The organism is uncultured Rothia sp., from assembly GCF_963507905.1.
Taxonomy (GTDB): Bacteria; Actinomycetota; Actinomycetes; order Actinomycetales; family Micrococcaceae; genus Rothia.
Genome location: NZ_CAUOUU010000001.1, coordinates 259,073 through 284,148, shown reverse-complemented (window position 1 = coordinate 284,148; position 25,076 = coordinate 259,073). Strand labels below are relative to the sequence as shown.

The following is a 25,076-nucleotide window of genomic DNA, read 5'->3' as shown; positions in this document are numbered from 1 at the left end:
GGGAAGAGGCTGTTTTTCTGTAGTTTTACCCAGTTTTCTGTAGTTTCACCTAGTCAGAGCGGCGCTACTGAGCGGCATTAGTCCCCACTGGTTAGTCCCCGCTGATTAGTCCTCGTCAGCGGTGTACAGCTGGCTCATTTCTGCCGAACGCGCTGCGCAGGCGCGCATCGCGTCCTCGGTCAGCTGGAAGAGGCCGCCCTCCACGAAGGTATTCAGCGCACGCTCGGTGGTGCCGTTCGGGCTGGTCACGGCGCGGCGCAGGGCGGGCGCATCCGGGTTGGTATCCAGCAGGAAGCCCGCGCCGGCAACGGTTGCGCTGGCAAGCTTGAGCGCGGTGTCTGCATCCAGGCCGAGCTTCTCGCCGGCGGCGGCCATCGCCTCCGCAAGCAGGAACGCGTATGCCGGGCCAGAACCGGAGACAGCGGTGACCGCATCCATCTGGTCCTCGCGGACCTCAACGACCAGACCGACGGTGCCCAGGACCTCTTCGACGAGCTTCTTCTGCTCGTCCTTCACGGTGTCGGTGGTGGAGATGGCGAGCACGCCCTTGCCCACGGAGGAGGGGGTGTTCGGCATGCAGCGAACAATGGGCTGACCTGCGGGAAGGCACTCGGCGAGGGTTTCGAGGGTCACGCCAGCAGCAACGGACACCACAACAGCATTCGGGGCGAGGGCGGGTGCGATATCGCGGGCGAGTTCGACGATGCCGTAGGGCTTCACGCCGAGTAGCACGACGTCTGCGTGGGCGGTTGCCTTGTGGTTGCCGTCAGCTTCGCCGCCGGTGGTGATGATTTCTACCTTGTCGCCGAGGCGCTGGGCGAGGGCGGCGCGAGATTCTTCGCTACGTACGGTGGCGCGGATGTGGGCGGGGTCGTGGCCTGCAGCGAGCAGACCTGCGGCGATGGAGCCGTTCATGGAGCCGGTGCCGAGAAAAGCAATAGTTGCGGTCATCGTTGATCCTTCCTAATGGGGTGCCTGCGCCCTGCGGGTGCGCGGTGTGCTGTGTGCGGCGGGCGTGTGGAGGCGTACCCTTCCAGCATAGCGGGTGCGGCTACGGGCATGTGACCTGGCTCGTGTTTCATGTGCTTTTCTGGGGTGGCGGCTTCACTCTGCGCACGGCGTTGCTTCTCATCTTTGGCACTCTCGTTCTTTGGCACACCGCTGAGAGGTAAATAAGTGCGGGCGTAGAATTAAATTGGCTTTGTTTGCCCGGTTTTCGCCGGGTATGGAGCCTCCAACACCACACAGCACGCAACACACAAACCCCTTTTCTATGTCTTCTCATACTGAATCTTCTCTAAATAGCCCGCAGAATCCTGCGGGTTCCCGTTCTTTTTCGTTTCGTCTCCTGCTGGGGCTGACCCTTGCCGCGCTGGTCACGGGCGTGTTCAGCGGTCTGGGTGCGATTGCCCTGCACTACGTTCTGGACTTCATGCAGGAGTTGGCGTTCGGTCATTCTGAGGGGCATCACCCGATGGTGACTGACGGTGCTGACCCGGCGCGTCGTGCCCTGGTTTTTGCGGCTCTGGGCCCGTTCGTGGCGCTGGTTTGGTATTACCTGCAGTCGGGTGGTCGGCGCGTGGTGAGCGTGAAGGCGCAGATTGCGGGCGCTACCGAGGAGGACCTTAAGCCTTCGCTGTGGCGGCAGATTTCCCATTCGGTCATTCAGATTGTTGCGGTGGGTGCGGGCTCCCCGGTGGGCAAGGAGGTCGCGCCTCGTGAGCTGGGCGCCCTGGCTGCGGGTCGATGCGCGCGCCTGCTGGAGCGCATTGGTGGCACTCGCCCGGATGGTTCGCTGCTGCTGGGTGATCGCGAGCGTCGCCTGCTGGTGGCGGCGGGCGCGGCGTCCGGTCTGGCGGCGGTGTATCAGGTGCCGATTGGTGGCCTGGTGTACCTTATCGAGGCGATGGCCGCGGGTCTGAGCCTGTGGTCGCTGTATGTGGGTGCGGTGACGGTATGGACGGCTACGGTCACGGCGAATCTGGTGATTTCGAGTGCGCCGACGTACCCGGTGCCGCAGCTTCCGTTGGATGCGACGACGCTGACGGTGGCGGCGTTGACGGGTGTGGTGTTGGCTCCGCTGGCTCTGGGTTTTAGGGCGCTGTCGCAGCGTGCGGAGAAGATTAAGGCGAAGGACCGTTCTCTGTTGTGGCGTATTCCGGTGGCGTTTGTGCTGGTCGCGGTGGTTTCGCTGTGGCTTCCGGAGATTCTGGGTAATGGTCGTCTGCTGACTCAGCACACGTTTAATGTGTCGCTGGATGCGGCTGCGGGCGGTTTGTCTGCGGCGGCTGCCGGGTATGTGTTGGCTCTGTGCGTGGCGAAGGCCGCTGTGGTGTTGTTGAGTCTGCGTTCGGGTTCGTATGGCGGTACATTGACGCCGGGTTTGGCGTTGGGTGCGGCGGCTGCGTTTTGTGTGGCGGCGCTGGTGCTGTGGGCATTCCCGGCTTTGGACGGGGTGCCGGGTGGCGCGTCGATGGTGTTGTATGCGGCGGCATTGACGGGTACGGCGGCGTTTTTGGGTATTTCGATGAATGCGCCGCTGTCTGCGTTGACGTTGTTGATTGGTTTTACGGGTCAGGGTGCGAGTGCGTGGCTGCCGATGGCGGTTGCGGTGGGCACGGCGGTGCTGACCCGCTGGGTGTGGACGCGTGTGTTCGGCTCTAAGAAGTAGCTTTCAGAAGTAAGGGGGCGGCCCCGGATGCGTGTGCGTCCGGGGCCGCCTTGTTTTGCTATGCCGAAGAATTGCCTTACTTTTGTTTTGACGGCTTTGAAAGGAATAGCAGATAAATTCCGAATACGATCTTAATTGCCGCGTCAATATATGCAATGACCTCTAACGGAATGTTGGTAAAAATATATCCCGCAAACACGTTAATGGCACAGATAAGACCCAGGTATATCATTGACTTTCCATGCACAAAATAGTATGGGAAGAAGTGCAGTGCAGTTGCCATCAGCGCTCCCAGCCAAATCAGTCTCCAATTTTCTGTTGCGAAGAATGGGCCGCCCAGCAAAACCATTAAGACAAATAATAGAATAACGGCACGCGAAGATACTTTCTTTTGAAATTCACTCGAAGGGCCATCGGCTAGTCTATTCAGCACCTTTTTATTCATGTTGATTGAGAAAAAGCTGACGACATAGCCGATACTGAATACTTGCATGTTTATTATTTGCTTTCCTCCGGCCATGATGGCTATTGCGATAACTACCGCCACCGTAATTAGCCACAACCCGCAGGCCCTCTTGTAATTAAATTCTAACTTTTCGTCTTTGTTGTAGCTTAGAAAAGCCATCGATGCCTCCAATAGTCTCTCGTGAAATTAATTCTCTTGTCGCGCCACTAAATTTTATTGTGAAAAGTTCTGCCATATATTAATATACTCCAACCCTTCTGTGTGCTAATTGCACCCTCTGTGATTGTATCAAGATGGCGATAAAATCCCCCTAAGAAACGAGGGGCGGCCCCGGATGCGTGCGCGTCCGGGGCAACTTTTGTTTTATCGTGCTGCACTGAAAGTTGTGCCATAGGTTAGCGTCTTTGGTCGTAGTTAAAAACCATGGCAGAAGACGCTAACCTATGGCACAAACTCTGGAGGAGGTTATAGCCCCACATAGTGAGAAGCCACATATGTTTCCAGAAGCCACATTATAAGTTGCTATTCGAAACACATGTGGCTCCTCAATATTTACCTTTGGCCAGACTACTTATGACTAGGGCTTTTCAATTCCTTATATATAGCCGGCCTGGAATACCTGATTCTAATCAATTCAGATTGGTTCGGCGATAAGTCAACATGTCCCACTTCAGCTTTATAATCCATATAGTATTTATTCACTTCAAGCATTAAACAATAGATATAAGCAACCATCAAAAAGTCGATTTTCCCCTTATCCTCTTCCAAAAGTTCAGAATATTTTATATTTTTCTCCAGAGCAACAGCAGAGCGCTCTCCTATGATCCGCCTCATTGACAGATAGACAAACTTTTCCACCACATAAACAATAACAACTGTTGATCCTATAGAAATCACCAAGAAAACTATGAGAAAAAGTGCAGAAGCTGCCCCATCCGAAAGGCCAAGAAATTCAAATACATTAGCTAAATCACCCTGATACTCCACCAATACAAACATAAACACAAGGCTACTAGATATATAAGCAGCCAATCTATTCATCCAATTTTTCCAATAAAACGATACATATTCAAAAACCCTGCGATACCCCTTATTCAACCGCAAAACATTTAATTTATATATATTCGAGTCAAGATTAACACTAGACTGGATAACCATAGATAAATATGTGCCATAAAAAACACTTCCGATGATCACAAGGATAAAACCGTTAATCCACATGGTAGCTATCGCCAAAATACTCACAAAAATCCATGAAATAAAAATGTTCCGAAATTGCCGGTGGAAAACATAAGACTTCACACCCACATTAACACCAAACCCCATGTATCTTACACCGGAGTAGAACATCCCAGAGTAAGCACCTTCTCTACGAGAAAGAGATCTGCCAGGGATAAATAAATCATTTCCCCCTATTTGCTTCCCAAAAAATTCTTCTTCGAACTCACACTTCGCTATGTCGTATTCTTTAGAATATGACATACTTCCGTTTCCATTCGCATTCTTTAACCTGTCAAGATAAATTGAGCTTCTAACCAATATATCTTTTTCACTATAAGTAAGCATTCGAGAAGAGACCATGGTAAACCAGGCAAAAAATAACAGAACCCATAAAGGAATTTCTTGATAGCGAGTAAGGTTGATATGCTCGGAAACGATGAGCTTGCCCCACCCCGGACCAACACTCCAGGGCCCAAGCGGCACAAGAGACGTACCTTGAAGATACCCAGCAATAAGTCCATACCAAAAATTAATTACAAACACCACAAAGACAATTTCACCAACAATACGGGCAAACTTTCTATACGTGGCTCGACGCGCATCACCACTAACTCCTTCTACCCCATCAGCAAATTTACCCACACTCACATATAAGCTCAATAGAATGCTGGCAAGTGAAACAATAATTCCAGCCCTTATATCCAGCAAATAGTATGGTATGTTAATCCAAAATTGCGCCAAAGGCAGTGGAAGATTTCCAGTTTTTTCAGACGAAATAAATAAAGCAGGAAGTAGAATAATTAATGGTGATAAATAAACTAACGTCCACAGAAAAAATTCCCAACATGGGATACGGACGAGGTTATCCCAAAATATTTTTCTACTTTTTTCTTCGTGCTCTTCACCCCAGGCTTCGTTGACCTCGTCAATAATGTCTTCGATTTTCATCGGTGATTGTTCCTTTCCTACATCTTTGTCGGCGGGATATACACGTTATAAGCGGTGACCCCGCAGGCCGGTGCCCGTTACGCACCAGCCTGCGGGGTTCATCATCATGTTCTACTCACCCAGGAGGGTCTTCGGGTTGACCGGAGTACCCGTACCCTCCGCCAGGTGCTCAATACGCTTCAGAATCAGGCCCTCACGCAGCGCCCACGGGCACACGCGCATCGTCTCAACCCCGAACGCCTCCATCGCCGCCTCCGCAGCGATAGCGCCCGCCAGCATCTGCTCCGCGCGCGCCTTCGAAACACCCGGCAAATCGCTACGCTCAGACACCGTCATCGCCTCCATACGACGAGTCCACAGGCGCAAATCCTGCAAATGCATCTCACGCTTCACATGCGGGCCCGCCGAATACGGCGCCGCACCACAAATACGCGCCAACGAACGGAACGTCTTCGACGTACCCACCGTCATATCCGGCGCACCATAACGCAACAGATTCTCCGCCACCGGGGCGATCTGCTCACGCACATACTTACGCAGACGCTTCACCTGCTTCGGGCTCGGCGGCTGCTCATCAAAAAACTCACGCGTCAGACGGCCCGCACCCAACGGCACGCTCATCGCCGCATCCGGCAACGCATTCGTACCCGTCGAAAACTCAAACGAGCCGCCACCAATATCAAAATCAAGGATGCGGCCCGCGCCCCAGCCCTGCCAGCGGCGCACCGCAAAGTACGTAATTGCCGCCTCCTGATCACCCGAAATACCGTTCAGGCTCACGCCGGTCTGCTCACGCACCTGCTGCAGCACTGACGCACCATTACCCGCCTCACGGATAGCGCTCGTGGAGAACGCCAGCAGGTCCTCCGCCTCATTCTCAATCGCGAAGTCGCGGGCACTGGTCACGAAGCGGGTCAGCGCGTCCGCACCCTCCTGCGAAATGTTGCCCTCAGCATCGAGGTACTGCACGAGCTGCAGCGGAATCTTATGGGATGCGTACGGTTCGGGGCGCGCTCCAGGGCTACCGTCAATCAGCAGCAGGTGGACCGTATTCGACCCGACATCCAGAACTCCCAGGCGCATGGTGCGCTCCCCTCCCCCGCCCCGCGGCGGGATACTATCTGTGTGCGGTACCGCAGGTGCGGCGCCTCTCCCAGTCTGTCAGAGGCGCGGCTCACTCCGCAAACAATCCGGGCAGATGCCCAGCATCAGCACAGCGCAAGCCTAAGAAACACAGCACGCGCACAAAACGCGCACCCGGCTTCAAAAGCTAGGGCACGCAAAAGGCGCAGGAGGCGCCCCACCCCGCTAAGGGGTTCGGGACGCATCCTGCGCCTTCAAGTAGAAATGCTACTCGGCGGTCTTCTTTGCCGCGGTCTTACGAGTGGTCGTCTTCTTCGCGGTAGTAGACTTTGCAGTCGTCTTCTTAGCAGTCGTCTTCTTAGCCGTGGTGGTCTTCTTCGCGGCGGTCTTACGCTTGACCGGGCCCTTCGCGCGCTTGTCAGCCAGCAGCTGCACCGCACGCTCGTGGGTCAGCGACTCGACCGACTCCGCACGCGGAACCGTAATGTTCGTAATACCGTCGGTGATGTACGGGCCAAAGCGGCCGTCCTTCACCACGATCTTCTTCTCGCTGACCGGGTCCACGCCCAGCTCAGCCAGCGGAGGCTTAGCCGCCGCACGACCGCGCTGCTTCGGCTGGGAGTAAATCTCCAGTGCCTGCTCCAGCGTAATCGTGAAAATCTCGTCCTCGCTGCCAATCGAGCGGGAGTCCGTGCCCTTCTTCAGGTACGGGCCAAAGCGGCCGTTCTGCACGGTGATCTCCACGCCCTCAGCGTCGGTACCGAGCACGCGCGGCAGGCTCATCAGCTGCAGAGCCTGCTCCAGGGTCACGGTCGCCAGGTCCATGGACTTGAACAGGGACGCGGTGCGCGGCTTCTCGGGCTTCGGCTTCTTCTTCGGCTTGGGCTTGCCGTTCTTGTAGTACTCGGTCGGCTGAGCGTCCAGGTACGCCTGAATCTGCTCCTCGGTCATCTCCTCGATCACCTCGGTGACGTAGGGGCCGAAGCGGCCGTCACGAGCCACAATCTGGCGGCCGGTGGCGGGGTCCACGCCGAGCACACGGCCGTCGGACTTGCCCTGTTCGAGCAGTTCACGTGCCTTCGCTTCGGTCAGTTCGTCCGGTGCCAGGTCGGCGGGTACGTTCGCGCGAACCGGCTCGGTCAGCTCGCCGGTCTCGGTGTCGAGGGTGCCTTCAGCCTCCAGGTAGGGGCCGAACTTGCCCACGCGCAGCACAATGCCGTCCGCAATCGGGATGGAGTTAATGCTGCGGGCGTCAATCTCGCCGAGGTTATCGACAATGGGCTTCAAGCCGCGCTTGGAGCCGCCACCGAAGTAGAACTCGCCCAGCCACTCGACGCGGGACTCCTCGCCGCGTGCGATGCGGTCGAGGTCTTCTTCCATCTGCGCGGTGAACTCGTAGTTCACGTAGGGGCCGAAGCTGGATTCGAGCAGGCGCACCACGGAGAACGCGGTCCAGGACGGAATCAGCGAACCAGAACGAACGTTCACGTATCCGCGGTCCATGATGGTCGAAATAACCGCCGCGTAGGTGGACGGGCGGCCAATGCCCAGCTCGTCCAGGGTCTTCACGAGGGACGCCTCGGTGTAGCGCGGGGGCGGCAGGGTCTCGTGGCCGGCGGGCTCAATAGCCTCGGCGGTCAGTGCCTCGCCGGTGGTCAGGTTCGGCAGGCGCTTCTCAGCGTCCTTCGCCTCACGCTCAGCCACGCGGGATGCGTCAACGCCCTCCTCGTAGGCGGCGAGGAAGCCGCGGAAGGTGATGACGGTGCCGGATGCAGCGAACTCAGCGTCCTGGCCGTTAGACGCCACGGCGCCCAGGCGCACGGAGGCGGTGGAACCGGTCGCGTCAGCCATCTGGGAGGCGACGGTACGCTTCCAGATCAGTTCGTAGAGGCGGAACTCGTCGTTGGACAGCGCGCCGCGCACGGCGTCCGGGGTGCGGAAAGTGTCACCCGCGGGACGGATTGCTTCGTGTGCTTCCTGCGCGTTCTTGCTCTTGGAGGTGTACACGCGCGGTGCGGAGGGCACGAACTCGGCGCCGTACAGCTCGGATGCCTGACGGCGTGCGGCGGAGATAGCCTGCTCGCTCAGTGCCACCGAGTCGGTACGCATGTAGGTGATGTAACCGTTTTCGTAGAGGCGCTGCGCCACCTGCATGGTCACGCGGGAGGAGAAACGCAGCTTACGTGCGGCTTCCTGCTGCAGGGTGGAGGTGGTGAACGGCGCTGCCGGGCGGCGCTTGTACGGCTTGGTCTCAACGGAACGTACCGAGAACGCGGCGGACTGCAGGGCTGCGGCGAGCGCACGGGCGGCTTCCTCGTTCAGGTGGGTGACCTTGGAAGAGTTGAGGGTGCCGTCGTCGGCGAAGTCCTTGCCAGTGGCGATACGCTGACCGTCCACGGCGACCAGCTTGGCGTCGAAGCCTTCGGAGGCAGCGGTCAGGAAGCGTCCGGACAGGTCCCAGTAGTTGGCGGCGACGAATGCCATGCGTTCGCGTTCGCGCTCGACCACGAGGCGGGTTGCGACGGACTGCACGCGACCTGCGGAGAGGCCGCGGCCGACCTTACGCCAGAGCACGGGGGAGATTTCATAACCGTAGATTCGGTCGAGGATGCGGCGGGTTTCCTGCGCGTCGACCAGGTGCAGGTCGATGTCACGCAGTTCGCCGAAGGCACGCTGAATGGCTTCCCGGGTGATTTCGGGGAAGGTCATGCGGTAGACGGGTACCTTGGGCTTGAGGACTTCCTTCAGGTGCCATGCGATGGCTTCACCTTCGCGGTCACCATCGGTTGCCAGGTAGAGCGCGTCTACTTCTTTGAGCTTGCGCTTGAGTTCGGCGACCTTTTTCTTCTTGTCGGGGTTGACCACGTAGTAGGGTTCGAAGTTCTCTTCAACGTTGACAGCGAACTTGCCGACGGGGCTCTTTTTGAGGTTTTCGGGCAGTTCGGAGGGCTGCGGAAGGTCGCGGATATGGCCCATGGACGAGTCGACGAGGTAGTCCTCGCCGAGGTAGCTGCTAATGGTTTTGACCTTGGAGGGAGACTCCACAATCAGCAGGGCTTTTCCGGTCTTTGCCTGAGCGGGCACGGCACTCCTCTATCTGTGTGTTGAAAAGCTACGTATTCAACCATAACCTACGCTGGCGCTTGTGGGCGCCGACAGGGTGTGGTGTACGTGGGGTGAGGTGATCGGTGGGGGTGTAGTTTATGTTGGGTTGATGTGGTGCGCTCGGTGCGTTTCATGCGGCGAGCGCGCGGTGACCCGGCACTGGGCGAGCTGGCACGGTTCTAGTTGATGAGGACCGGGCGTGTTGAGCTTGCACGAGTGCGCAGGGTACTCGGTACATCATACGGTACCGGAGCGGTGGTGTGTGCACGGGATACATGGGGGCGGTTGCTGGGGCGCACCGCACCCGCTCACCTGCGTTTCTAGCTGGTGAGGGTGTCCGAGTCGGGCTGGGTGCCGTCCAGGTATGCGGGCAGCAGCGGGTATTCGCGGCCGTACACGGTCTGCGGCGCAATGCGCACCCATTGCATTTCGTGGGTTTCGGAGTCGGGCAGGTCGAAGGTGCGCACGATCTGCGGGGTCATTTCCGGCGGTAGCCAGTGGGCGATACCGACCACGATGACGGAGCGGATGCCGTCTTCGAGGGTTTCGTCGATTTCGAAGGCAACGCGGCGGCTGACCACCACGGAGGAGAACTTGTTGCCGCGGGTGGTGCGGATGTAGATTTCCTGCTTGTCGTCTTGGCTGGCGACGGCGTAGAGCACGGGCAGCACATCGACGTGCTGTCCGTCAGTGAGGATGAGGCGGCCGAGAGTGTTTGCGTGCAGACGCTCCCAGCACTTGTCGACGCTGATACTTTCATCGGGGTACAGGTTACTCATGGTTTCAGTGTATGCGATGGGGTGGGCGCTCTTGCGTAGATGACGGTTTTGGTCAGGGGGTGGGTCGGGGCCGTGTCATTGCGTTGCCGCCTATACGCGGTGGGCGCGCCCGGGCAGATGCGGCGGGTGCGTAGAATGGTGTGCATGACTATTTCTGCCGCCTCTTTCGCTCCCGAGTACGCCGCCGTTGCGGATGCTCCCCGCAGCGATGATTACGCCCGCCTGATCCGCATCCGTGAACGCCTGTTGGCGTTGAACTACAGCTATGACGCTGTGCAGGAGCTGCTGGGTGTTGAGGCGACTGAGGCGATGGCTCGTGACCAGGTGGTTCCGGGCCTGTGGCGTGTGGAGCACATTCTGCGCGGCGATTACAGCGCGGAGGAGAAGAACCTGGCGCGTCTGCTGGCGTTTTTCCTGCTGGCTCGCCCGCTCACCGAGGCTGAGGCAGCCGAGGTTTTCGGCGATACCCTGGTCGACTTTGAGAATGCCGCGCTGATTGAGCGCGACGCCGCGGATGCCGCCCGCTGGACCGCGAGCGTTGACCTGCGCCCGCACGCCGCCGATGACGGCACCGAAATCTTTGTTGCCGCCGACCTGGGTGCGCATCAGCGCCCCGGCGTGCTCCGTAAGGACCACGTGCTCGGCATTGGCCACGCCTCCCTAACCCTGGCGCAGATTACCGAGCGCACCCCCGTCAAGCGTGCCCTGGATGTGGGCACCGGCTGCGGTATTCAGACCTTCCACCTGCTCGCCCACGCAGAGCACGTGACCGCCACCGATATTTCGGAGCGTGCCCTGGCGTTCACCCGTTTTAACCTGCTGCTGAACGCGCAGGCACTCAATATTGACCCGCAGAACCCGCAGGCGCGCGTGAGCCTGCGTGAAGGTTCCCTGCTGGAGCCAGTCGCCGGTGAGCTTTTCGACCTGGTGGTGTCGAACCCGCCGTTCGTAATTACCCCGCGCGTTGCCGGTGAGAGCGCCGAAGAGCAGTTCACCTACCGTGACGGCGGCCTGCCCGGTGACGAAATTGTGAGCACGATGGTGCGTCAGCTGCCGTCGGTGCTGGTGCCCGGCGGTCGCGCGCAGATGCTGGGCAACTGGGAGATTATTCGCGATTCCGAGGACCCGGAAGCACCGCGTCCGTGGGATGAGCGCCCGCGCACCTGGGTTGCCGACGGCGGCGCGGAGGCGTGGTTTATTCAGCGTGAGGCGCTGAGCCCCGCCTCCTACGCGGAGACCTGGTTGAAGGATGCGAGCGAGAACCGCGACCGCAGCCACTACGAGCAGACCTACGTGGCGTACCTGAACGACTTCGCGTCCCGGAACGTTCATTCTATTGGTTTCGGCATGATTTGGCTACGCCGCCCGACCGAGGCAACCGCGGCAGGCGTGACCGAGCCCCTGCAGCGTTTCGAGGAGATCACCTACCCGATTCAGCAGCCCATCGCCCGCGCCCTCACCGAGTCCGTGCGCCGCTACGACCGCCTCGCCGCCATGGACGATGAGGCGCTCCTCGCCGCGCACCTGGAGGTCGCCGAGGACGTCACCGAGGAACGTCACGGCCGCCCCGGTGCCGAGCATCCCAGCGTCATTTTGTTGCGTGCCGGTTCGGGTTTGTGCCGCACCCAGTTGCTCTCCACCGAGACGGCCGGCTTTGCGTCGGCGAGCGATGGTGAGCTTGCCGTGGGGCAGATTGTGGCGGCTCTTGCCATGCTACTGTCCTGGCCCGAATACGACGAGGCTGCCGCCGCGGCACGCGGTACGCAGGAGCAGTATCCGCGCGACACTCTGCTGCATGCGGTGCGCGAGCTGGTCCTCAAGAGCTTCCTGCACTTTAGCGACGAGCAGGCGGACGCAGAATCAGCTGGCGAAAACACTGCAGAAGAGCAGAGCTAAGGGTGCGCATTTGGTCCCTTCACCCTTCCCTGCTTGATCGCCGCGCCCTGGTCGCTTGCTGGCGTGAAACTCTGCTGGCGCAGAAGGTGCTGCGGGGTCTGACGCGCGGGTATACGAATCATCCGCAGCTGATTCGTTTTCGCGCGCATCCGCAGCCTCTGGAGGCGGTTGCCGCCTACCTGTCGGGGCTGGCGGATGAGGCGGATGCCCGCGGCTATTCTTTCAACCGTGAGCTGATTGGTGCGGGCGAAAATAGCGCTGGCAAAAACTGCGCTGATAAGGCAGAAAACCCGTACGCTTCGGTTGCGCTGATTCCCGTTGCTCTCGGTCAGTTGGAGTACGAGCTCGCCTTCCTGCAGCACAAGGTGGCGGGACGCGACCCGGAATGGGAGCATCGGTTGAGCGAGCGCCTGGCAGCGCGCGGCGGGCTGGCGGCGTGCGCGCATCCGCTTTTTGAGGTGGTTCCGGGCGCTATTGAGCCCTGGGAAAAGACGAAAGATTTCTAGACAGAGGGACTTTTAGACAGAAAGATTTCTAAGAACGTGAGCATAGTAATGCCCCGGCGGTAACCCTTGCGGGTGCCTGCCGGGGCATTACTGCATGTACGGCTCAAGCTGTATGGGAACAAGCATCTCAGCGCGTCATAGAGCGCTAAAAACAGCTTGGCGCAGAATATTACTTGGTGGTCAGCGAGGGCTTAATCTCCTTCACGATTGCCTCAAGCATCTTCAGGTTGAAGTCCACACCCAGCTGCAGTCGGCCCGCCGCAATGAGGTCTGCCATGGCGGCAAGTTCAGCCATGTAGAGCGGGTTTTCGTAGCGCATGTCTGGGTTGCAGCGCTGGCTCTTCATCGTCGGGTGACGGGTCAGTCGTCCTCGTCTTCGAGGTCCTCTAGCACTTCGAACGGCGACTCGACGTCGCCGCGCCAGGCCTCCAGGCCCTCGCGCACCGCGAGCACCGCCACGACCAGCGCCGCGACCGAGTCAGCCCACCACCAGCCGAACAGGCTGTCGAGGACGAGGCCGATGAACACTGCACCGGAGAGGTAGATACACAGGATGAGCTGCTTGGCATCGGCCATCACGCTCTTGGAGCCCAGCTCCCGCCCGGTGCGGACCTCAATCCACGCCAGCAGAGGCATGACGACCAGGCTCAGCGCGGTGATGCCGAGACCCAGCGGGCTGCGGTCGGGGCCCTCCTGGCCGACCAGGGCCAGCACCGCGTCGATCGAGACGTAGGCCGCCAGCGCGAAGAACGCGATGCCGATGGCCTTGACGGTGACCGTTTCCCACCGTTCAGGGTCCTTGCGGGTGAACTGCCAGGTGACAGCCGCGGCCGAGAGTACCTCGACAACCGAGTCGAGCCCGAAGCCAATGAGCGCCGCGGACGAGGCGAGGACGCCTGCCCAGACTGCGACGATTGCCTCGATTACGTTGTACGTGATCGTGAAGCCAACGATGAAGCGGACGCGCCGGTGTAGCATCGCGCGGCGCGCGGTGGTCAGGGTCTCGCTCATGCTCCCGCCGCCGTTCCACAGCAGCCCGACACCGAGCATTCCGGGTCGATGCACGGCGCGGCCTCGTCCACCGCGAGCGTGACGTCGATCAGGGACGTCAGCGCCGCGGCGAGGTGCGGGTCAGCGATCTCGTAGCGCGTCTGGCGGCCCTCGGGCTCGGCGACGACGATTCCGCAATCGCGCAGGCAGGTCAGGTGGTTGGACACGTTCGAGCGGGTCAGCTCCAGCTCGCGCGAGAGCACGGCTGGATAGCTCGGGCCGCCGAGGAGGGTCATCAGAATCCGGGAACGTGTCGGGTCGGCCATGGCGCGGCCGAGCCGGTTCATGACATCGAGGTGTGAAGCAATAGTCAGCATACGATGACTATACAGTGATAACTGACCAATTGTCCACTTGTGCGGGCTGCCGCACGTGCTCCGCGCCCTTGCCCTCGGGAGGCGGCAGAGTTCGCGCTCATCAGCGACCACCGCCCATCACGGAAGCGACGGCGGCACGCTGGCGCGAAACCCTGCTAGCGCAGAAGGTTCTGCGGAGTCTTCACCTCAGGGCCTTTACTTGGTGGTCAGCGCGGGCTTAATCTCCTTGACGATGGCGTCAAGCATCTTCAGGTTGAAGTCCACGCCCAGCTGGTTCGGAATGGTCAGCAGCACGGTGTCCGCCGCCTGAACCGCCTCATCACGGGCGAGCTCTTCGGCAATATCCACCGGATCGCCAATGTAGCTGCGACCAAAGCGGGAAAAGCTGTTGTCAATAATGCCGGTGTAATCCTGCGAGTCCTCCGCGGCGCGGCGACCGAAGTAGCGTGCCGAGGTTTCGTCGATAACGGGCAGCACCGAACGGGACACCGAAACACGCGGAACACCCGAATTGCCCGCCTTCACCCACTCGGAGCGGAAGAGGCGAATCTGCTGCGCCTGCTGCTGATCGAACGGAATGCCCTTATCTTCCAGCATCAGGGTTGAGGACATGAGGTTCAGACCCTTCTGCGCGGTCCACACGGCGGTACTGTCGGTGCCTGCACCCCACCAGATGCGCTCACGCAGACCCGGCGACTGCGGCTGGACGGGGGCGTACTTGCCGGGAACGCGAGCGCTGGGTGCCATACCCTCACCCTCGATTGCCTTGAGGAAAATGTCGAGGTGACGGCGCGCCATGTCGCTCTCGTTTTCACCCTCTGCCGGGTAATAGCCGAAGCTCTCAAAGCCGCGGATAACGGATTCGGGCGAGCCGCGAGAGACACCCAGCTGCAGTCGGCCCGCCGCAATGAGGTCTGCCATGGCGGCAAGTTCAGCCATGTAGAGCGGGTTTTCGTAGCGCATATCAATCACGCCAGTGCCGAGCTCGATGCGTTCGGTCTTGGCGGCAATTGCGGAAAGTAGCGGGTAGGGGGTCGCCTGCTGCTGATCGAAGTGGTGCACGCGGAAGAACGCGCCGTCCAGTCCGGTGTCTTCGGCACCTACGGCAAGGTCGATTGCCTGGTGCAGAGATTCTGCGGCGGAGGGTACGCGGGAGCCAGGGACCTCAGCCCAGTGGCCAAAGGAGAGAAAGCCGAGCTTCTTCTCCTCACCGCGCATGGGTTCGAGGTGGCTGATGCGGATGGATTCGTCGAGCTGCGGGGTGCTGTTCAGGTTGGTGCTCATGGTTTTTTCCTTAGCGAGTTGTGCTCGGGTTCGTGTAGTGCCGGGCTGGTGGTTTAAATCTAAACCCAGATACTTTACAAGTCAAGTATTCGTTTCGGAGTATTACGCACAGAGCACCACTCCCCCCCTTCGCCGCCCGCCGCACGCCCCACCCGCACGCATCACCCACCCGGCACACACATACCGCCACAAAATGCTGGCGCAAAATACAGCCGAAAAGGACGCAAAAAAGCCCGGCGGCACGAACGCATCGCACCACCGGGCCCTTCTATTCAACAGCTAAACCTGCAACTATAACGACAGAAACAAACTGCCCTAGGAACGCTTCACCAGCGGAACCCACAGCTCCATACGGTAATCAGCCGCCTGCATATCGCCGCGACCGTACACCTCAAGACCACCCACCGGGCGGTACTGCGGATTCTTCGCGAAGAACGCCTCCTCAAAGCTCGCAAAGCCAGCCGGAATGGACTCCGAAATCGGGCCGACCACCTCAACCACCGCGTAGGTGCTCGCAGGCAACTCCAGCACGCCCAGACCAAGCTTCGCCGCGCTCGCCGGCTCCGACACCAGGAAGCCCGCCGTGTAGCGGACCTGACCCTTCGGGTTCGGCTGAGTGCACACGCCCAGGTACTGGGTCACATTCAGAACATCCAGCATCGCCGGGGACGCCTTCTGATTCAGCTCATCCCACAGCGAGGAGAAGTCGCCATCCAGGGGGAACACCTGCGAAACGCCGGCAACAACCATCGCCGGGTGCTCCTCAATGCGAGGTTCAGAGATCTGAACCGCGCCGCCCTTAGCGGCTGCCATTAGGCGTTCGCCTCAGCTGCTTCGCGGTCCACCGAGCACTCGGGCACGCAGTGGCGCTTCGCGTCATCAGCTGCGCACTCGGGGCAGAGCAGAACCAGCTCGCGGCAGGAATCGTTGGAGCAGTTCTCGAACTTGTTCGAGGGGGCGCCGCACTGTTCGCACTTGCCGATGGTGACGGTGTCCGGGGTGAACTCCATGTGCATGCGCTTGTCGAAGACGTAGAGCGAGCCTTCCCAGAGTTCCTTATCGCCGTACTTCTCGCCGTAACGCACGATGCCGCCGTCGATCTGGTAGATTTCCTTGAAGCCGCGGTTCTTCATCAGCGCGGAGAGAATCTCGCAGCGGATACCGCCGGTACAGTAGGTGACGACCGGCTTGTCCTTAATGTGATCGTACTTGCCGGATTCAATCTCGCGGATGAAGTCATGGGTGGTGCGCACGTCGGGAACGATAGCGTTCTTGAACTTGCCAATCTTAGCTTCGAAAGCGTTACGGCCATCAAAGAAGACCACCTCGTCACCGCGTTCTTCGACGAGCTTATTTACCTCTTCGGGCTTCAGGTGTACGCCGCCGCCAACGACGCCATTCTCGTCCACCTGCAGCTCGTCGGGAGCACCGAAAGCCACAATCTCGTCGCGAGCCTTCACGGACAGGCGGGGGAAGTCCTCCGCGCCACCCTCGGACCACTTGAACTCCATGTTCTTGAAGCCGGGGTACTTGCGGGTTTCCTTGGTGTACGCCTTGACCGCGTTAATCTCGCCGCCGAGGGTGCCGTTAATGCCGTGCTTGGAAATGAGGATGCGCCCGCGCAGGCCGAGCTTCTCACAGAGGGCACGCTGCCAGAGCATGACCGCCTGCGGGTCGGCGATGGGGGCGAACTGGTAATACAGAATAATCTTATTTTGAGCCACGAAACTATTTTATCGTCATATACGCCTAAAGCATGCAGATTTTTTGATATGTGCGCGCTGACTACGGGGTCGGCGGTCCAGGAGCGGTGCTGGGGCGGGTTCGGAGGCGAGGTTGGGGCAAGTTCAGGGTGCGCGCCCGCGAAGGTTCAGGGCGCGGATTGAGCGCGGCGCATGACCGGCGGCAAGTCGGGTTTTAGCCCGCCGCTCTACAATGGAACCCATGCCGCACAGCACCTCCCCGCAGAACGCCAGCCAGCACCCCGAACAGCAGCCCACACACCAGTCTGTACACCAGCCCGAACAGCCGCAGGGGCAGTTTGCGGCGCGCCCAAAAACGTTGCGCTACCGCGAGCTGCCCGCGAGCGCACAGCAGGTGCTGGCATCCCTGTTGCCGGAGGCAGAACGCACCGGAACCCTGCCCGAGCAGGTGACCCATATTCACACCATTGCCGCTAGGGAGGCGAGCTACGCGCCCTGGCCGCAATGGCTGCATCCGCGCGTGGTGGAGGCCTTTGAATCGCTCGGCATTGCCGAGCCCTACGCCCACCAGGTGCAGGCGGCAGACGCCGCCCATGCGGGTCTTGATGCGGCGCTGGCGGCGAGCGCGGCGCGCTACGGCTGGCAGGCGGGGCGTGTTGAGACTGAGCGCTCTGAGGCATCAGCGAAGAGCACCGGCAGCGGCGGTCACGTGATTGTGGCGACTGGTACCGCCTCGGGCAAGACCCTGAGCTACCTGATGCCCACCCTGGACGCTATCTACCGCGCATCCTGTGGCGAGCCGGTAAGCTCAACTTCCGCGTATTCCGGGGCGGAAAACCTCAATAATAGAGCGAACGTTCTCTATATTTCCCCGGCGAAAGCACTCTCCGCCGACCAGCTCACCGCCCTCACCTCCTACAACCTGCCCGGACTGCACGCGGCAAGCTACGACGGCGACACCCCCGTCAGCGAACGCCGCTGGATCCGCGAACACGCCAACTTCATCCTCACCACCCCGGACATGCTCAACTACTCGATTCTGAGCAACCACCGGCAGTGGGCGTCCTTCCTGCGCGGGCTGCGCTACGTGGTGCTCGACGAGGCGCACAGCTACCGCGGCGTCTTCGGCGCGCACATCGCCAACCTGCTGCGTCGCCTGCGCCGCGTCTGCGCGCTCTACCGCACCGTGCCCGTGTTCTACGGCGCTTCGGCGACCAGCTCCAACCCGGTCGAGTCTTTCTCCAAGCTCATTGGCGTGCCGCAGCAGGCGGTTACCGCTGTTACCGAGTCCACCTCCGCGCGCGGTGAAACCACCGTCGTGCTCTGGGAGCCCGAGTTCATGCCGCCCAAGGCTCAGGATCAGCTCGCCAAGGGCGCCCGCAGCACCCAGCAGCAGGCGGTCCAGTCGAAGGCTGAGCAGGAGGCGCCGCGCCGCGTCTCACCCGTGGAGCAGGGCTCGCAAATGCTCACCGACCTGGTACTTTCCCGCACCCGATCCCTGGTGTTCGCCGGGTCGCGCCGCAGCGTAGAAATCCTCTCGCAGAAGACCCAACGCTACCTCGACGAAGTGGAGGCGGGCCTCGCCCACCGCGTCGCCGCATACCGCGCCGGATACACCCCCGAAGAACGCCGCGAACTCGAACGCAAGCTCCGCAACGGCGAACTGCTCGGCCTGGCAAGCACCTCCGCCCTAGAACTGGGCATCGACATCTCCGGACTGGACGCCGTACTCGTGGCGGGCTGGCCGGGTACCCGCGCCTCCTTCATGCAGCGCGTAGGCCGCGCAGGTCGAAGCGGTCAGGACGCGCTCGCCGTGCTCATTGCCGACGACAACCCGCTCGACACCTACCTGGTGCACCACCCGGAGGCAATTTTCGGGCGGGAGGTTGAGGCGACCGTTTTCGACCCGACCAACCCGTACGTGCTCTCGCCGCAGCTGTGCGCCGCCGCGCAGGAGGCACCCATCCGTGCCGAAGAGCTGAGCCTGTTCGGCCCGCATACCGCCGCTCTGCTGGATCGGCTGGTGCAGCAGGGATACCTGCGTCGCCGCCCGGACGGCTGGTACTGGACGCACGCCGAATCAGCCGCCGACCTGGTCGATATCCGCGGCACCGGCGGCGGACCCTACCAGCTCATCGACGCCGAAGATGGCACCCTGGTTGGCACCATGGACGCCGCGCACGCCATGAGCCAGGGGCACCCGGGCGCAATCTACATTCACCAGAACGCGCAGTACGTGGTCGAGTCCCTCAGCGAGGGCGAGCGCGTGATTCTGCTCAGCCGCGTCTACCCGGACTACTACACGCGCGCCATTGAGAGCACCGAGGTGCGTATTCTCGCGGAGCGGGCGCGGGTCAGTTACGGTATGCCGGCTGGCACTGCTGGGCAGGGCACCAAGGGCACCATTCCCGGCGAGCCCGCCCCTAGCGAGCAACAGCTCGCCCCGCTCACCATGCACCGCGGGCAGGTTCAGGTCACCGACCAGGTCACCGGCTACCGGCGATTCTCCGTCTACGGCGGCGAATACCTGGGCGAAGAGGCACAACCCATGCCACCGGAGGTGCTCATGACCGAGGCGGTCTGGTTCACTTTCGAGCCCAGCTACCTGTTCGGCGCGGGCGTGACCGAAGAGGACGGACCGGGCACCCTGCACGCCGCCGAACACGCCGCCATCGGGCTGCTGCCGCTCATTGCAACCAGCGACCGCTGGGACCTGGGCGGACTCTCCACACTGCTTCACATGGACACCGGCAGGCCCACCATTTTCGTCTACGACGCCGCACCCGGCGGCGCGGGCATCAGCGAGCGCGGTTTCAACGCGGTTGCGCAGTGGCTGGGCGCCACCCTCGAAGCCATCGAAAGCTGCGGATGCGACAATGGCTGCCCCTCCTGCGTACACTCGCCCAAGTGCGGTAACCGCAACGAGCCGCTCAGCAAGCACGGCGCGCGGGCGCTACTGACGGCAATGCTGAGGAGCATGGCGGAGGCGTAGGAACACAGGTCACGCAAGCTGGGATGGCAACTCCCGGTGAGCGTAAATAGCCTAGTCGGTGAGGTTTTCCGGTTCTGCTGGACTTTCTGACCCAGTTGGGTTTTCTGGGTCAGCGGGGCTTTCGGCTTCTGCTGGGCTTTCTAGGTCAGCGGGGCTTTCCGGCTCGGGAGATTCGGGCACCGAGTCCCGCTCGGCTCCCAGCTCTTCCTCCAGCTCGGCAACCTCATCGGGGCTCAGCTCCTCCGCATTCCCCGCCGCCGCGCGCTCTTCTTCGGGACGCTCTTCTTCGGGGTGTTCAGCTCCCGCGCGGGCACGCACCCTCGCCGGGCCCAGCACACCCATGGGCCCTGAGACGGGGACGGCGACCGTCACCTCCACCGTTTCGGGGCGATCCGGGAACGTGCAGGATTCCAGGTGCGCGCCGTGGCGTTCGGCAAGGTCCGCCGCCACCGCGCACGGGTCCCCCTCGGTGAGCCCACGGTATGCATCCGCCGCGGCGAGCGCACTCAAATCTGCGGCGGCGGACGCCCTGCGGTTCGCGGAAACCACCCCGATGAGCCCGGCAATCACCACGGTTAGCACCAGTAGCGCGGCAATAATGGTCAGGGCGAGAACGGTGCCGCTACCCTCTTCGGAACATTCTTCCGCGGGGCAGACAAGAACTGCGCTTTTATTCACCATCATTGTCGGCGCTTTCTTCACTGTCAGCCCCTGCTTGAGTGCCAGCGTCACCTTCAACGCGAGCGTGAGCATCCGCCCGCAGCACCCAGCCGGTCGCCGAGCCAATCACGCCGGGGGCGGGGCGGCTCACCCGCACGTGCACCTGCCGGGCGTGCCCCTCCCCTGCATCAACTGTGCTATCAGGAGAAACGGAAATCTGCACGCTCTGCGCCGGGTCGATGCGGCTAACGGCGGAGCGAATGTGCGCCTCGGAGTCTCCACGGGCGGCGGCTCGTGCAGCCGTCCGGGCGGACTCCTCCACCTTGAGTTGCGCAACCCCTGTGGAGGCGGCGCCCAGGCAGAGGGCGAGCACTACCGTGACGGCGGGTAGTGCAACCGCAAATTCGGCGGTAATCACGCCCTCCTCAGCGGGACTCTTACGCGGGGTCGAGGGCGCCGGTTCCGACTCGGTTTTGTCTGCGAGTCGAGCGCACCGACAAGCACCCAAATTCACATGAGCGTTCATTCTTTATTCCTCCTTTCTTGCCTCATTTTTCGGGGTGCATAGCACCTAGAGCCAAACTCCACGGCGGGATTTACAAAGGCGCTAGAGCAGTCCCGTATTGCCCGCAATGGACAGCGCATTACGCACAATATCCAGGAGCATGGAACGCACCTCATCGGACTTGAGAATCAGCACCAGCAGACCAGCAAAGCCGACCGCCGCAAGCATCACAATGCCGTACTCCGCGGTGGAGGCGCCCTCCTCCGGATCACCCGCCGGGGCATACTCAGCGGGCGTCTTTTCATCGCCTTCAGCAAGCACGTATTCGGCACAGCCGGGCGCGTGCTCACCCAGGCTGCGGCAGGTGGCGCCGCATTCGTCCAGGGTGCAGCCCTCGGCGAGCGCTCGGGCAATGGTCAGCGCCTGCTCGGGGCTCAGGCGGTCAGTGTTCATATCCATCTCCATTTCGGCGGGGTCAATCCTAGGGCCGGCATGCTTCTGCTCAGCGCCGGTGAAAAGTTCAACATCGGTAAAAAGCTCGGGGCATTCTTCGCGCAGCTGCTTCATGGTGGTTGCAATGGCAACGGACAGCGGTACGGGACCCAGAATGGTCTGCGTTTCAGCGCCCTGCACGGCATCGAGCGCGGCGGGCTGAATTTCACGCGGAGCGCCGACCGGGGTAGTAACCGGAGCACCGCCCGGGTGCAGGTCGTGGCGGATTGCTTCGCAGAGGGTGTTCGTCATTGGTTTTCCTTTCATTACGCCCTGTTCGTTCGGGGCGGGGTGGGTGCTCGTCTGCGTTCTTGGCAGATGGGCGAGGGTCTAAACTTTCGGCATTTCAGCTAGTCAACAGCGCTTATGGGCATGGTTCTTTAGCCCGTCAGCGTGGGTAGTAGCGAAATGAGGATGGGCACAATACCCAAACAAATAAAGGCGGGCAGCGAACACAGACCGAGGGGCACCACGAGCGCGACGGAGAGCTTTCCGGCGGCGCGTTCTGCCGCGCGGCGTTCACTGAGGCGGTGCGCATCGGCAAGGGAAAGCAGTAGCGCAGTGCTGGGTGCGCCACCCGTATAGGCGGGGGCGAGCGCATCCCGCAGCTCACCGAATGTTCCCGCCGCGGATCCCGACCAGGCACTCCCCCAGCCGCTGCCCATCTGTAGGCGCTGGCAGACCGTGTGTAGCGGTCGGCTATTGAGCGCCTCGGAGAGGGTGCCCAGGGCGGCGAGCGGCGCAAGCCCGGCGCGTAGTTGCGCGGCGAGTAGTTCCAGCACGAGGGCGGTATCAACGGGCGGCACGTTCGAGGTTTGGTCGCCCCCGCTACCTGCCGCGCTTTCCACCTCAGCCCGATGCACGAGCGCAGCGGTCCAGCGGCGCCCGGCGAAGGCGAGCCCCAGCCCCAGCAAGCCGGTGAGCGCACCGAGGATGGAGCCGGTCAGCACGCCCACGGGGTCACTTCCCATGAGCACACCCAGTCCCAGGCCGAGCAGCGGAAGCCAGGAGAGGATTCTGCCGGTGGCACGCGGTGCGGCGAGGGCGCTCTGCCTGCCCAGGAGCGCGTCGATGCGTTCTTCGGCGTGTTCGGCGGCGCGTTCCAGGCTCGTGGCGAGCGGCGCGCCGGCGCTCTCGCTCATGCGCAGGCTCAGCTGCAGGTCGTACAGGCGCTCGTGGCTGTGCGGGCGCATCCGGGTGCCGTTTTCGAGCAGCTGGGTGCAGGCGAGGTGCGCGGGGGCACCCCAGGAGGTGACCGTGGCAAGCGCCTGCGTAAAGCGGCGAATATCTTCGGCGCACCGCTTCTGCCCGTAGTCATCGGAGAGGGGCGAGGAGCCTCGTGTGCGTCGAACCCGGAGGCTTTTCTTTGCGGTTGTTTTCTTCGCGGGCATTTTCTGCGCACCCGACACAGGTTCACTCTCCCCGAGCTGCCCGGAGCCCGGGTTGGTATGCACCGCCTCCTGCAGGGGAATACCTGCACGCAGGTTCAGCGCGAGGGTGCGTAGCATGAGCGGCCACATGCGCATTTCCTCGGCGCTGGCGGGCCCGGCTAGGCACTCAGCCCAGCGCTCGCGAAGGCTTCCGCCGCTCTTCTCTTTCTGCTTCATTGCTTCCTCCTTTCACGTTTTCCGTTCCCCTATCGCGGGGGCTAGTACCCAACATTGGGTTCGGTAGAAATACGCCTGACCTGCAGGTACTCTTCGCTCCCCTGCGTGGCGGGGTGCAGACTGTAGATACCCTCAATGCGGCGGCGACCGTCCCGGTGCTCCAGGTGGATAATGTGTTCAAAAGCCGTCGCCGTATGTAGAGCGACCGTTCTACTATCCAGTCCGGCGAGCGCACCCAGAGCGCACAAACGCAGGGGTACCGCCTGCGCACTATTGGCGTGCAGGGTCGTTCCGGCACCGCGGTGACCGGTATTCATGGCGGTCAGCAGGTGCACCACCTCCGCGCCGCGACACTCACCCACGACGAGCCGATCCGGACCCATGCGCAGTGCCTGCACAATGAGCTCGCCCAGCCCGATTTCGCCGGCGCCTTCGGAGTTGGCGGCGCGGGTTTTGAGGGCGATCACCTGCTCATGCTGCGGCGCGAGTTCCGGGGTGTCCTCAAGCAGAATGAGGCGCTCCTGCGGCGCGCACAGGCCCAGCAGCGCATTGAGCAGAGTGGTTTTGCCGGTGCCGGTACCGCCGCTAATGAGGAACCCGCGGCGTTCGGCAATCATGCGGTGCAGGTAGGCGGCGGTCGCCTCATCGCACAGCCCGGCGGCCTGCAACTGCGCCAGGGTGGGGCGCTCGCGGGCGGGCAGGCGAACGGAGAGCCGGGTGCGTTCGCTCAGCGGCGGGATAATCGCATGGATTCGCCTACCGTACTCGTCGCTGATGTCAGCCGCCGGATGCGCGGCGTCCAGCTGCCCACCGTGCCTGCGAATGAGCCGCTCGGCAAGGTCACGCACACGCCGCTCATTGCCTAGGCTCAGCGCCACGGGGCGAGTGGTGCCGTTGATACCCACCCAGATATCGCAGGGCGAATTCACGTAAATATCGGTAATCGTTCCGGAGCGTTGCCCCTCGTCAAGGAGCAGATCGAGGGCGCCGAGGCCGTAGAGTTCCGCGGCGAGGTAGCGTAGCGCAGTCTGCCGGTTGACGGGCACGTATTCCACGCTGGGGTAGCTCCAGGAGGCGGGCGCGGACGGCGCAGCTTTGGCGCGGAATTTTCGGAGCTTCGTCACATTAGTTCCGTCTACGCCCGTTCCTTCTGCGTTCGCGTTCCCCCAGGCATTCCCCTGGCATCCGCCGTCGATGGCGTAGATTGCCTCGTCCACGGCGTTTTCGAGAATCTCGCGGAGGGGCTGGGATTCTTGGAGTAACCCACCGCCCGCGGCACTCGCGGTGTTTGCACTGCCCGCGACGGTTGCGTCACCTGCGGGCGGCCGCTCCCCTGCCTTCTCGACCGTCTTCTCAACCCCGGCGCTAAATCCAGCACTGAAACCGCCGCTAAAACCGCCCAGGGCGATAGCACTCATCTGCGGCGAGCGCAGAATCAGCTCGCGGGCGTGCAGGGCGACGGCGCGGGCGCGATAGTCTTCGGGAATGAGCAGGGCGGGCAGCGAGTGCGCGCGGGTGTTCTGGACGCCCGTATTCTGTATGCCCGTATTCTGTGCGCCCGACTGATTCACGCCCTGTGCGGCACGCGGCGGGCAGCCGTTGGGGCTGCCGGGATTGTTGGCAGGGTGCCCGGCGGGATTGTTGAAGGGGTTCATGGCGGGGTTCATGACTCTAGGAGAGCATTGCACCCGCCTCGATTTTTAAGAGAATGAGCGTTCTGTGGATAACTCTTCGCGCACCCCCGAAATATCCACGATGCACGCACCTCAAACGAACAAAACGCACGCATCC

General features: G+C 61.5%; 20 protein-coding genes and 1 pseudogene. 4 read left to right on the top strand and 17 right to left on the bottom strand.

From position 1 onward, the window contains the following. Positions 1-105 precede the first annotated feature (105 nt). Positions 106-951: a pyrroline-5-carboxylate reductase gene (proC, locus tag RQ593_RS01190; protein WP_303979783.1), complete on the bottom strand. Its 846-nt coding sequence runs from the start codon at positions 949-951 to the stop codon at positions 106-108. Positions 952-1,273: 322 nt separating this feature from the next. Between proC and RQ593_RS01185 the strand changes: the two genes are divergently transcribed. After that, positions 1,274-2,671 carry a chloride channel protein gene (locus RQ593_RS01185; protein ID WP_311449590.1) on the top strand — a complete coding sequence of 466 codons (1,398 nt, stop codon included), beginning with the start codon at positions 1,274-1,276 and terminating at the stop codon, positions 2,669-2,671. A gap of 76 nt (positions 2,672-2,747) precedes the next feature. On the opposite strand, the gene RQ593_RS01180 is transcribed toward RQ593_RS01185, so the two are convergent. The 5 genes from RQ593_RS01180 to RQ593_RS01160 all read right to left on the bottom strand — a co-directional run bounded on the left by RQ593_RS01180 (position 2,748) and on the right by RQ593_RS01160 (position 10,273). After that, positions 2,748-3,296 (bottom strand): DUF6609 family protein, encoded by a 549-nt coding sequence (locus RQ593_RS01180; protein ID WP_311449589.1) that lies wholly within the window; start codon positions 3,294-3,296, stop codon positions 2,748-2,750. A gap of 408 nt (positions 3,297-3,704) precedes the next feature. After that, positions 3,705-5,306, bottom strand: a complete 1,602-nt coding sequence (locus RQ593_RS01175) for a hypothetical protein (RefSeq protein ID WP_070688638.1) — start codon at positions 5,304-5,306, stop codon at positions 3,705-3,707. A 111-nt stretch (positions 5,307-5,417) separates the two neighbouring features. Further along, the gene (locus tag RQ593_RS01170) at positions 5,418-6,389 is read right to left on the bottom strand and encodes a Ppx/GppA family phosphatase (RefSeq protein WP_311449588.1); all 972 of its coding nucleotides are present in this window, start codon (positions 6,387-6,389) and stop codon (positions 5,418-5,420) included. Positions 6,390-6,656: 267 nt separating this feature from the next. Then, positions 6,657-9,473 (bottom strand): type I DNA topoisomerase, encoded by a 2,817-nt coding sequence (gene topA / locus RQ593_RS01165; RefSeq protein ID WP_311449587.1) that lies wholly within the window; start codon positions 9,471-9,473, stop codon positions 6,657-6,659. 341 nt (positions 9,474-9,814) lie between these two features. Beyond that, positions 9,815-10,273 carry a pyridoxamine 5'-phosphate oxidase family protein gene (locus RQ593_RS01160; RefSeq protein WP_311449586.1) on the bottom strand — a complete coding sequence of 153 codons (459 nt, stop codon included), beginning with the start codon at positions 10,271-10,273 and terminating at the stop codon, positions 9,815-9,817. 144 nt (positions 10,274-10,417) lie between these two features. On the opposite strand from RQ593_RS01160, the gene RQ593_RS01155 reads away from it, so the two are divergent. Continuing rightward, positions 10,418-12,169, top strand: a complete 1,752-nt coding sequence (locus RQ593_RS01155; RefSeq protein ID WP_311449585.1) for a methyltransferase — start codon at positions 10,418-10,420, stop codon at positions 12,167-12,169. Between the two features lie 2 nt (positions 12,170-12,171). Continuing rightward, positions 12,172-12,675, top strand: coding sequence for a pyrimidine dimer DNA glycosylase/endonuclease V (locus tag RQ593_RS01150; RefSeq protein WP_311449584.1), 504 nt, complete (start codon positions 12,172-12,174; stop codon positions 12,673-12,675). Between the two features lie 235 nt (positions 12,676-12,910). Here the strand turns inward: RQ593_RS01150 and RQ593_RS01145 are convergent. The 6 genes and pseudogenes from RQ593_RS01145 to RQ593_RS01120 form a co-directional block, all read right to left on the bottom strand. After that, positions 12,911-12,997, bottom strand: a pseudogene (locus tag RQ593_RS01145) (luciferase); the annotation flags it as partial. A gap of 38 nt (positions 12,998-13,035) precedes the next feature. Further along, positions 13,036-13,686, bottom strand: coding sequence for a cation diffusion facilitator family transporter (locus tag RQ593_RS01140; RefSeq protein ID WP_005508275.1), 651 nt, complete (start codon positions 13,684-13,686; stop codon positions 13,036-13,038). After that, entirely contained in the window at positions 13,683-14,042 is a 360-nt protein-coding gene (locus RQ593_RS01135; protein WP_311449583.1) for a metalloregulator ArsR/SmtB family transcription factor, read from the bottom strand. The genes RQ593_RS01140 and RQ593_RS01135 overlap by 4 nt, the downstream gene beginning before the upstream one ends. A gap of 195 nt (positions 14,043-14,237) precedes the next feature. Beyond that, on the bottom strand, positions 14,238-15,326 hold the full coding sequence (locus RQ593_RS01130; protein ID WP_049358941.1) for an LLM class flavin-dependent oxidoreductase: 1,089 nt from the start codon (positions 15,324-15,326) through the stop codon (positions 14,238-14,240). A gap of 315 nt (positions 15,327-15,641) precedes the next feature. After that, on the bottom strand, positions 15,642-16,139 hold the full coding sequence (locus RQ593_RS01125; protein WP_296548107.1) for a GyrI-like domain-containing protein: 498 nt from the start codon (positions 16,137-16,139) through the stop codon (positions 15,642-15,644). After that, positions 16,139-17,050 (bottom strand): rhodanese-related sulfurtransferase, encoded by a 912-nt coding sequence (locus RQ593_RS01120; protein ID WP_005504694.1) that lies wholly within the window; start codon positions 17,048-17,050, stop codon positions 16,139-16,141. Before RQ593_RS01120 ends, RQ593_RS01125 begins: the two co-directional genes overlap by 1 nt. A gap of 211 nt (positions 17,051-17,261) precedes the next feature. On the opposite strand from RQ593_RS01120, the gene RQ593_RS01115 reads away from it, so the two are divergent. Beyond that, positions 17,262-20,021, top strand: coding sequence for a DEAD/DEAH box helicase (locus tag RQ593_RS01115; RefSeq protein ID WP_311449582.1), 2,760 nt, complete (start codon positions 17,262-17,264; stop codon positions 20,019-20,021). Positions 20,022-20,072: 51 nt separating this feature from the next. Here RQ593_RS01115 and RQ593_RS01110 read toward each other — a convergent pair whose 3' ends face one another. The 5 genes from RQ593_RS01110 to RQ593_RS01090 form a co-directional block, all read right to left on the bottom strand. Then, a complete protein-coding gene (locus RQ593_RS01110; RefSeq protein ID WP_311449581.1) occupies positions 20,073-20,705 on the bottom strand; it encodes an Rv3654c family TadE-like protein in 633 nt (210 codons plus the stop codon). After that, positions 20,692-21,207, bottom strand: coding sequence for a TadE family type IV pilus minor pilin (locus RQ593_RS01105; RefSeq protein WP_311449580.1), 516 nt, complete (start codon positions 21,205-21,207; stop codon positions 20,692-20,694). The genes RQ593_RS01110 and RQ593_RS01105 overlap by 14 nt, the downstream gene beginning before the upstream one ends. A gap of 81 nt (positions 21,208-21,288) precedes the next feature. After that, on the bottom strand, positions 21,289-21,930 hold the full coding sequence (locus RQ593_RS01100; RefSeq protein ID WP_311449579.1) for a DUF4244 domain-containing protein: 642 nt from the start codon (positions 21,928-21,930) through the stop codon (positions 21,289-21,291). 128 nt (positions 21,931-22,058) lie between these two features. Then, the gene (locus RQ593_RS01095) at positions 22,059-23,285 is read right to left on the bottom strand and encodes a type II secretion system F family protein (RefSeq protein WP_311449578.1); all 1,227 of its coding nucleotides are present in this window, start codon (positions 23,283-23,285) and stop codon (positions 22,059-22,061) included. Between the two features lie 41 nt (positions 23,286-23,326). Further along, positions 23,327-24,940, bottom strand: a complete 1,614-nt coding sequence (locus RQ593_RS01090) for an ATPase, T2SS/T4P/T4SS family (RefSeq protein ID WP_311449577.1) — start codon at positions 24,938-24,940, stop codon at positions 23,327-23,329. Positions 24,941-25,076 lie beyond the last annotated feature (136 nt).

What these genes read in the sequence shown, in the direction of transcription:
- RQ593_RS01160 (WP_311449586.1), bottom strand. Translation starts at nt 10,273, where the DNA reads ATGAGTAACCTGTACCCCGATGAAAGTATCAGCGTCGACAAGTGCTGG.
- RQ593_RS01140 (WP_005508275.1), bottom strand. Translation starts at nt 13,686, where the DNA reads ATGAGCGAGACCCTGACCACCGCGCGCCGCGCGATGCTACACCGGCGC.
- RQ593_RS01110 (WP_311449581.1), bottom strand. Translation starts at nt 20,705, where the DNA reads ATGATGGTGAATAAAAGCGCAGTTCTTGTCTGCCCCGCGGAAGAATGT.
- RQ593_RS01095 (WP_311449578.1), bottom strand. Translation starts at nt 23,285, where the DNA reads ATGAAGCAGAAAGAGAAGAGCGGCGGAAGCCTTCGCGAGCGCTGGGCT.
- RQ593_RS01185 (WP_311449590.1), top strand. Translation starts at nt 1,274, where the DNA reads ATGTCTTCTCATACTGAATCTTCTCTAAATAGCCCGCAGAATCCTGCG.
- RQ593_RS01115 (WP_311449582.1), top strand. Translation starts at nt 17,262, where the DNA reads ATGGAACCCATGCCGCACAGCACCTCCCCGCAGAACGCCAGCCAGCAC.
- RQ593_RS01100 (WP_311449579.1), bottom strand. Translation starts at nt 21,930, where the DNA reads ATGACGAACACCCTCTGCGAAGCAATCCGCCACGACCTGCACCCGGGC.
- RQ593_RS01105 (WP_311449580.1), bottom strand. Translation starts at nt 21,207, where the DNA reads ATGAACGCTCATGTGAATTTGGGTGCTTGTCGGTGCGCTCGACTCGCA.
- RQ593_RS01170 (WP_311449588.1), bottom strand. Translation starts at nt 6,389, where the DNA reads ATGCGCCTGGGAGTTCTGGATGTCGGGTCGAATACGGTCCACCTGCTG.
- proC (WP_303979783.1), bottom strand. Translation starts at nt 951, where the DNA reads ATGACCGCAACTATTGCTTTTCTCGGCACCGGCTCCATGAACGGCTCC.
- RQ593_RS01130 (WP_049358941.1), bottom strand. Translation starts at nt 15,326, where the DNA reads ATGAGCACCAACCTGAACAGCACCCCGCAGCTCGACGAATCCATCCGC.
- RQ593_RS01135 (WP_311449583.1), bottom strand. Translation starts at nt 14,042, where the DNA reads ATGCTGACTATTGCTTCACACCTCGATGTCATGAACCGGCTCGGCCGC.
- RQ593_RS01180 (WP_311449589.1), bottom strand. Translation starts at nt 3,296, where the DNA reads ATGGCTTTTCTAAGCTACAACAAAGACGAAAAGTTAGAATTTAATTAC.
- RQ593_RS01090 (WP_311449577.1), bottom strand. Translation starts at nt 24,940, where the DNA reads ATGAACCCCTTCAACAATCCCGCCGGGCACCCTGCCAACAATCCCGGC.
- RQ593_RS01125 (WP_296548107.1), bottom strand. Translation starts at nt 16,139, where the DNA reads ATGGCAGCCGCTAAGGGCGGCGCGGTTCAGATCTCTGAACCTCGCATT.
- RQ593_RS01155 (WP_311449585.1), top strand. Translation starts at nt 10,418, where the DNA reads ATGACTATTTCTGCCGCCTCTTTCGCTCCCGAGTACGCCGCCGTTGCG.
- RQ593_RS01175 (WP_070688638.1), bottom strand. Translation starts at nt 5,306, where the DNA reads ATGAAAATCGAAGACATTATTGACGAGGTCAACGAAGCCTGGGGTGAA.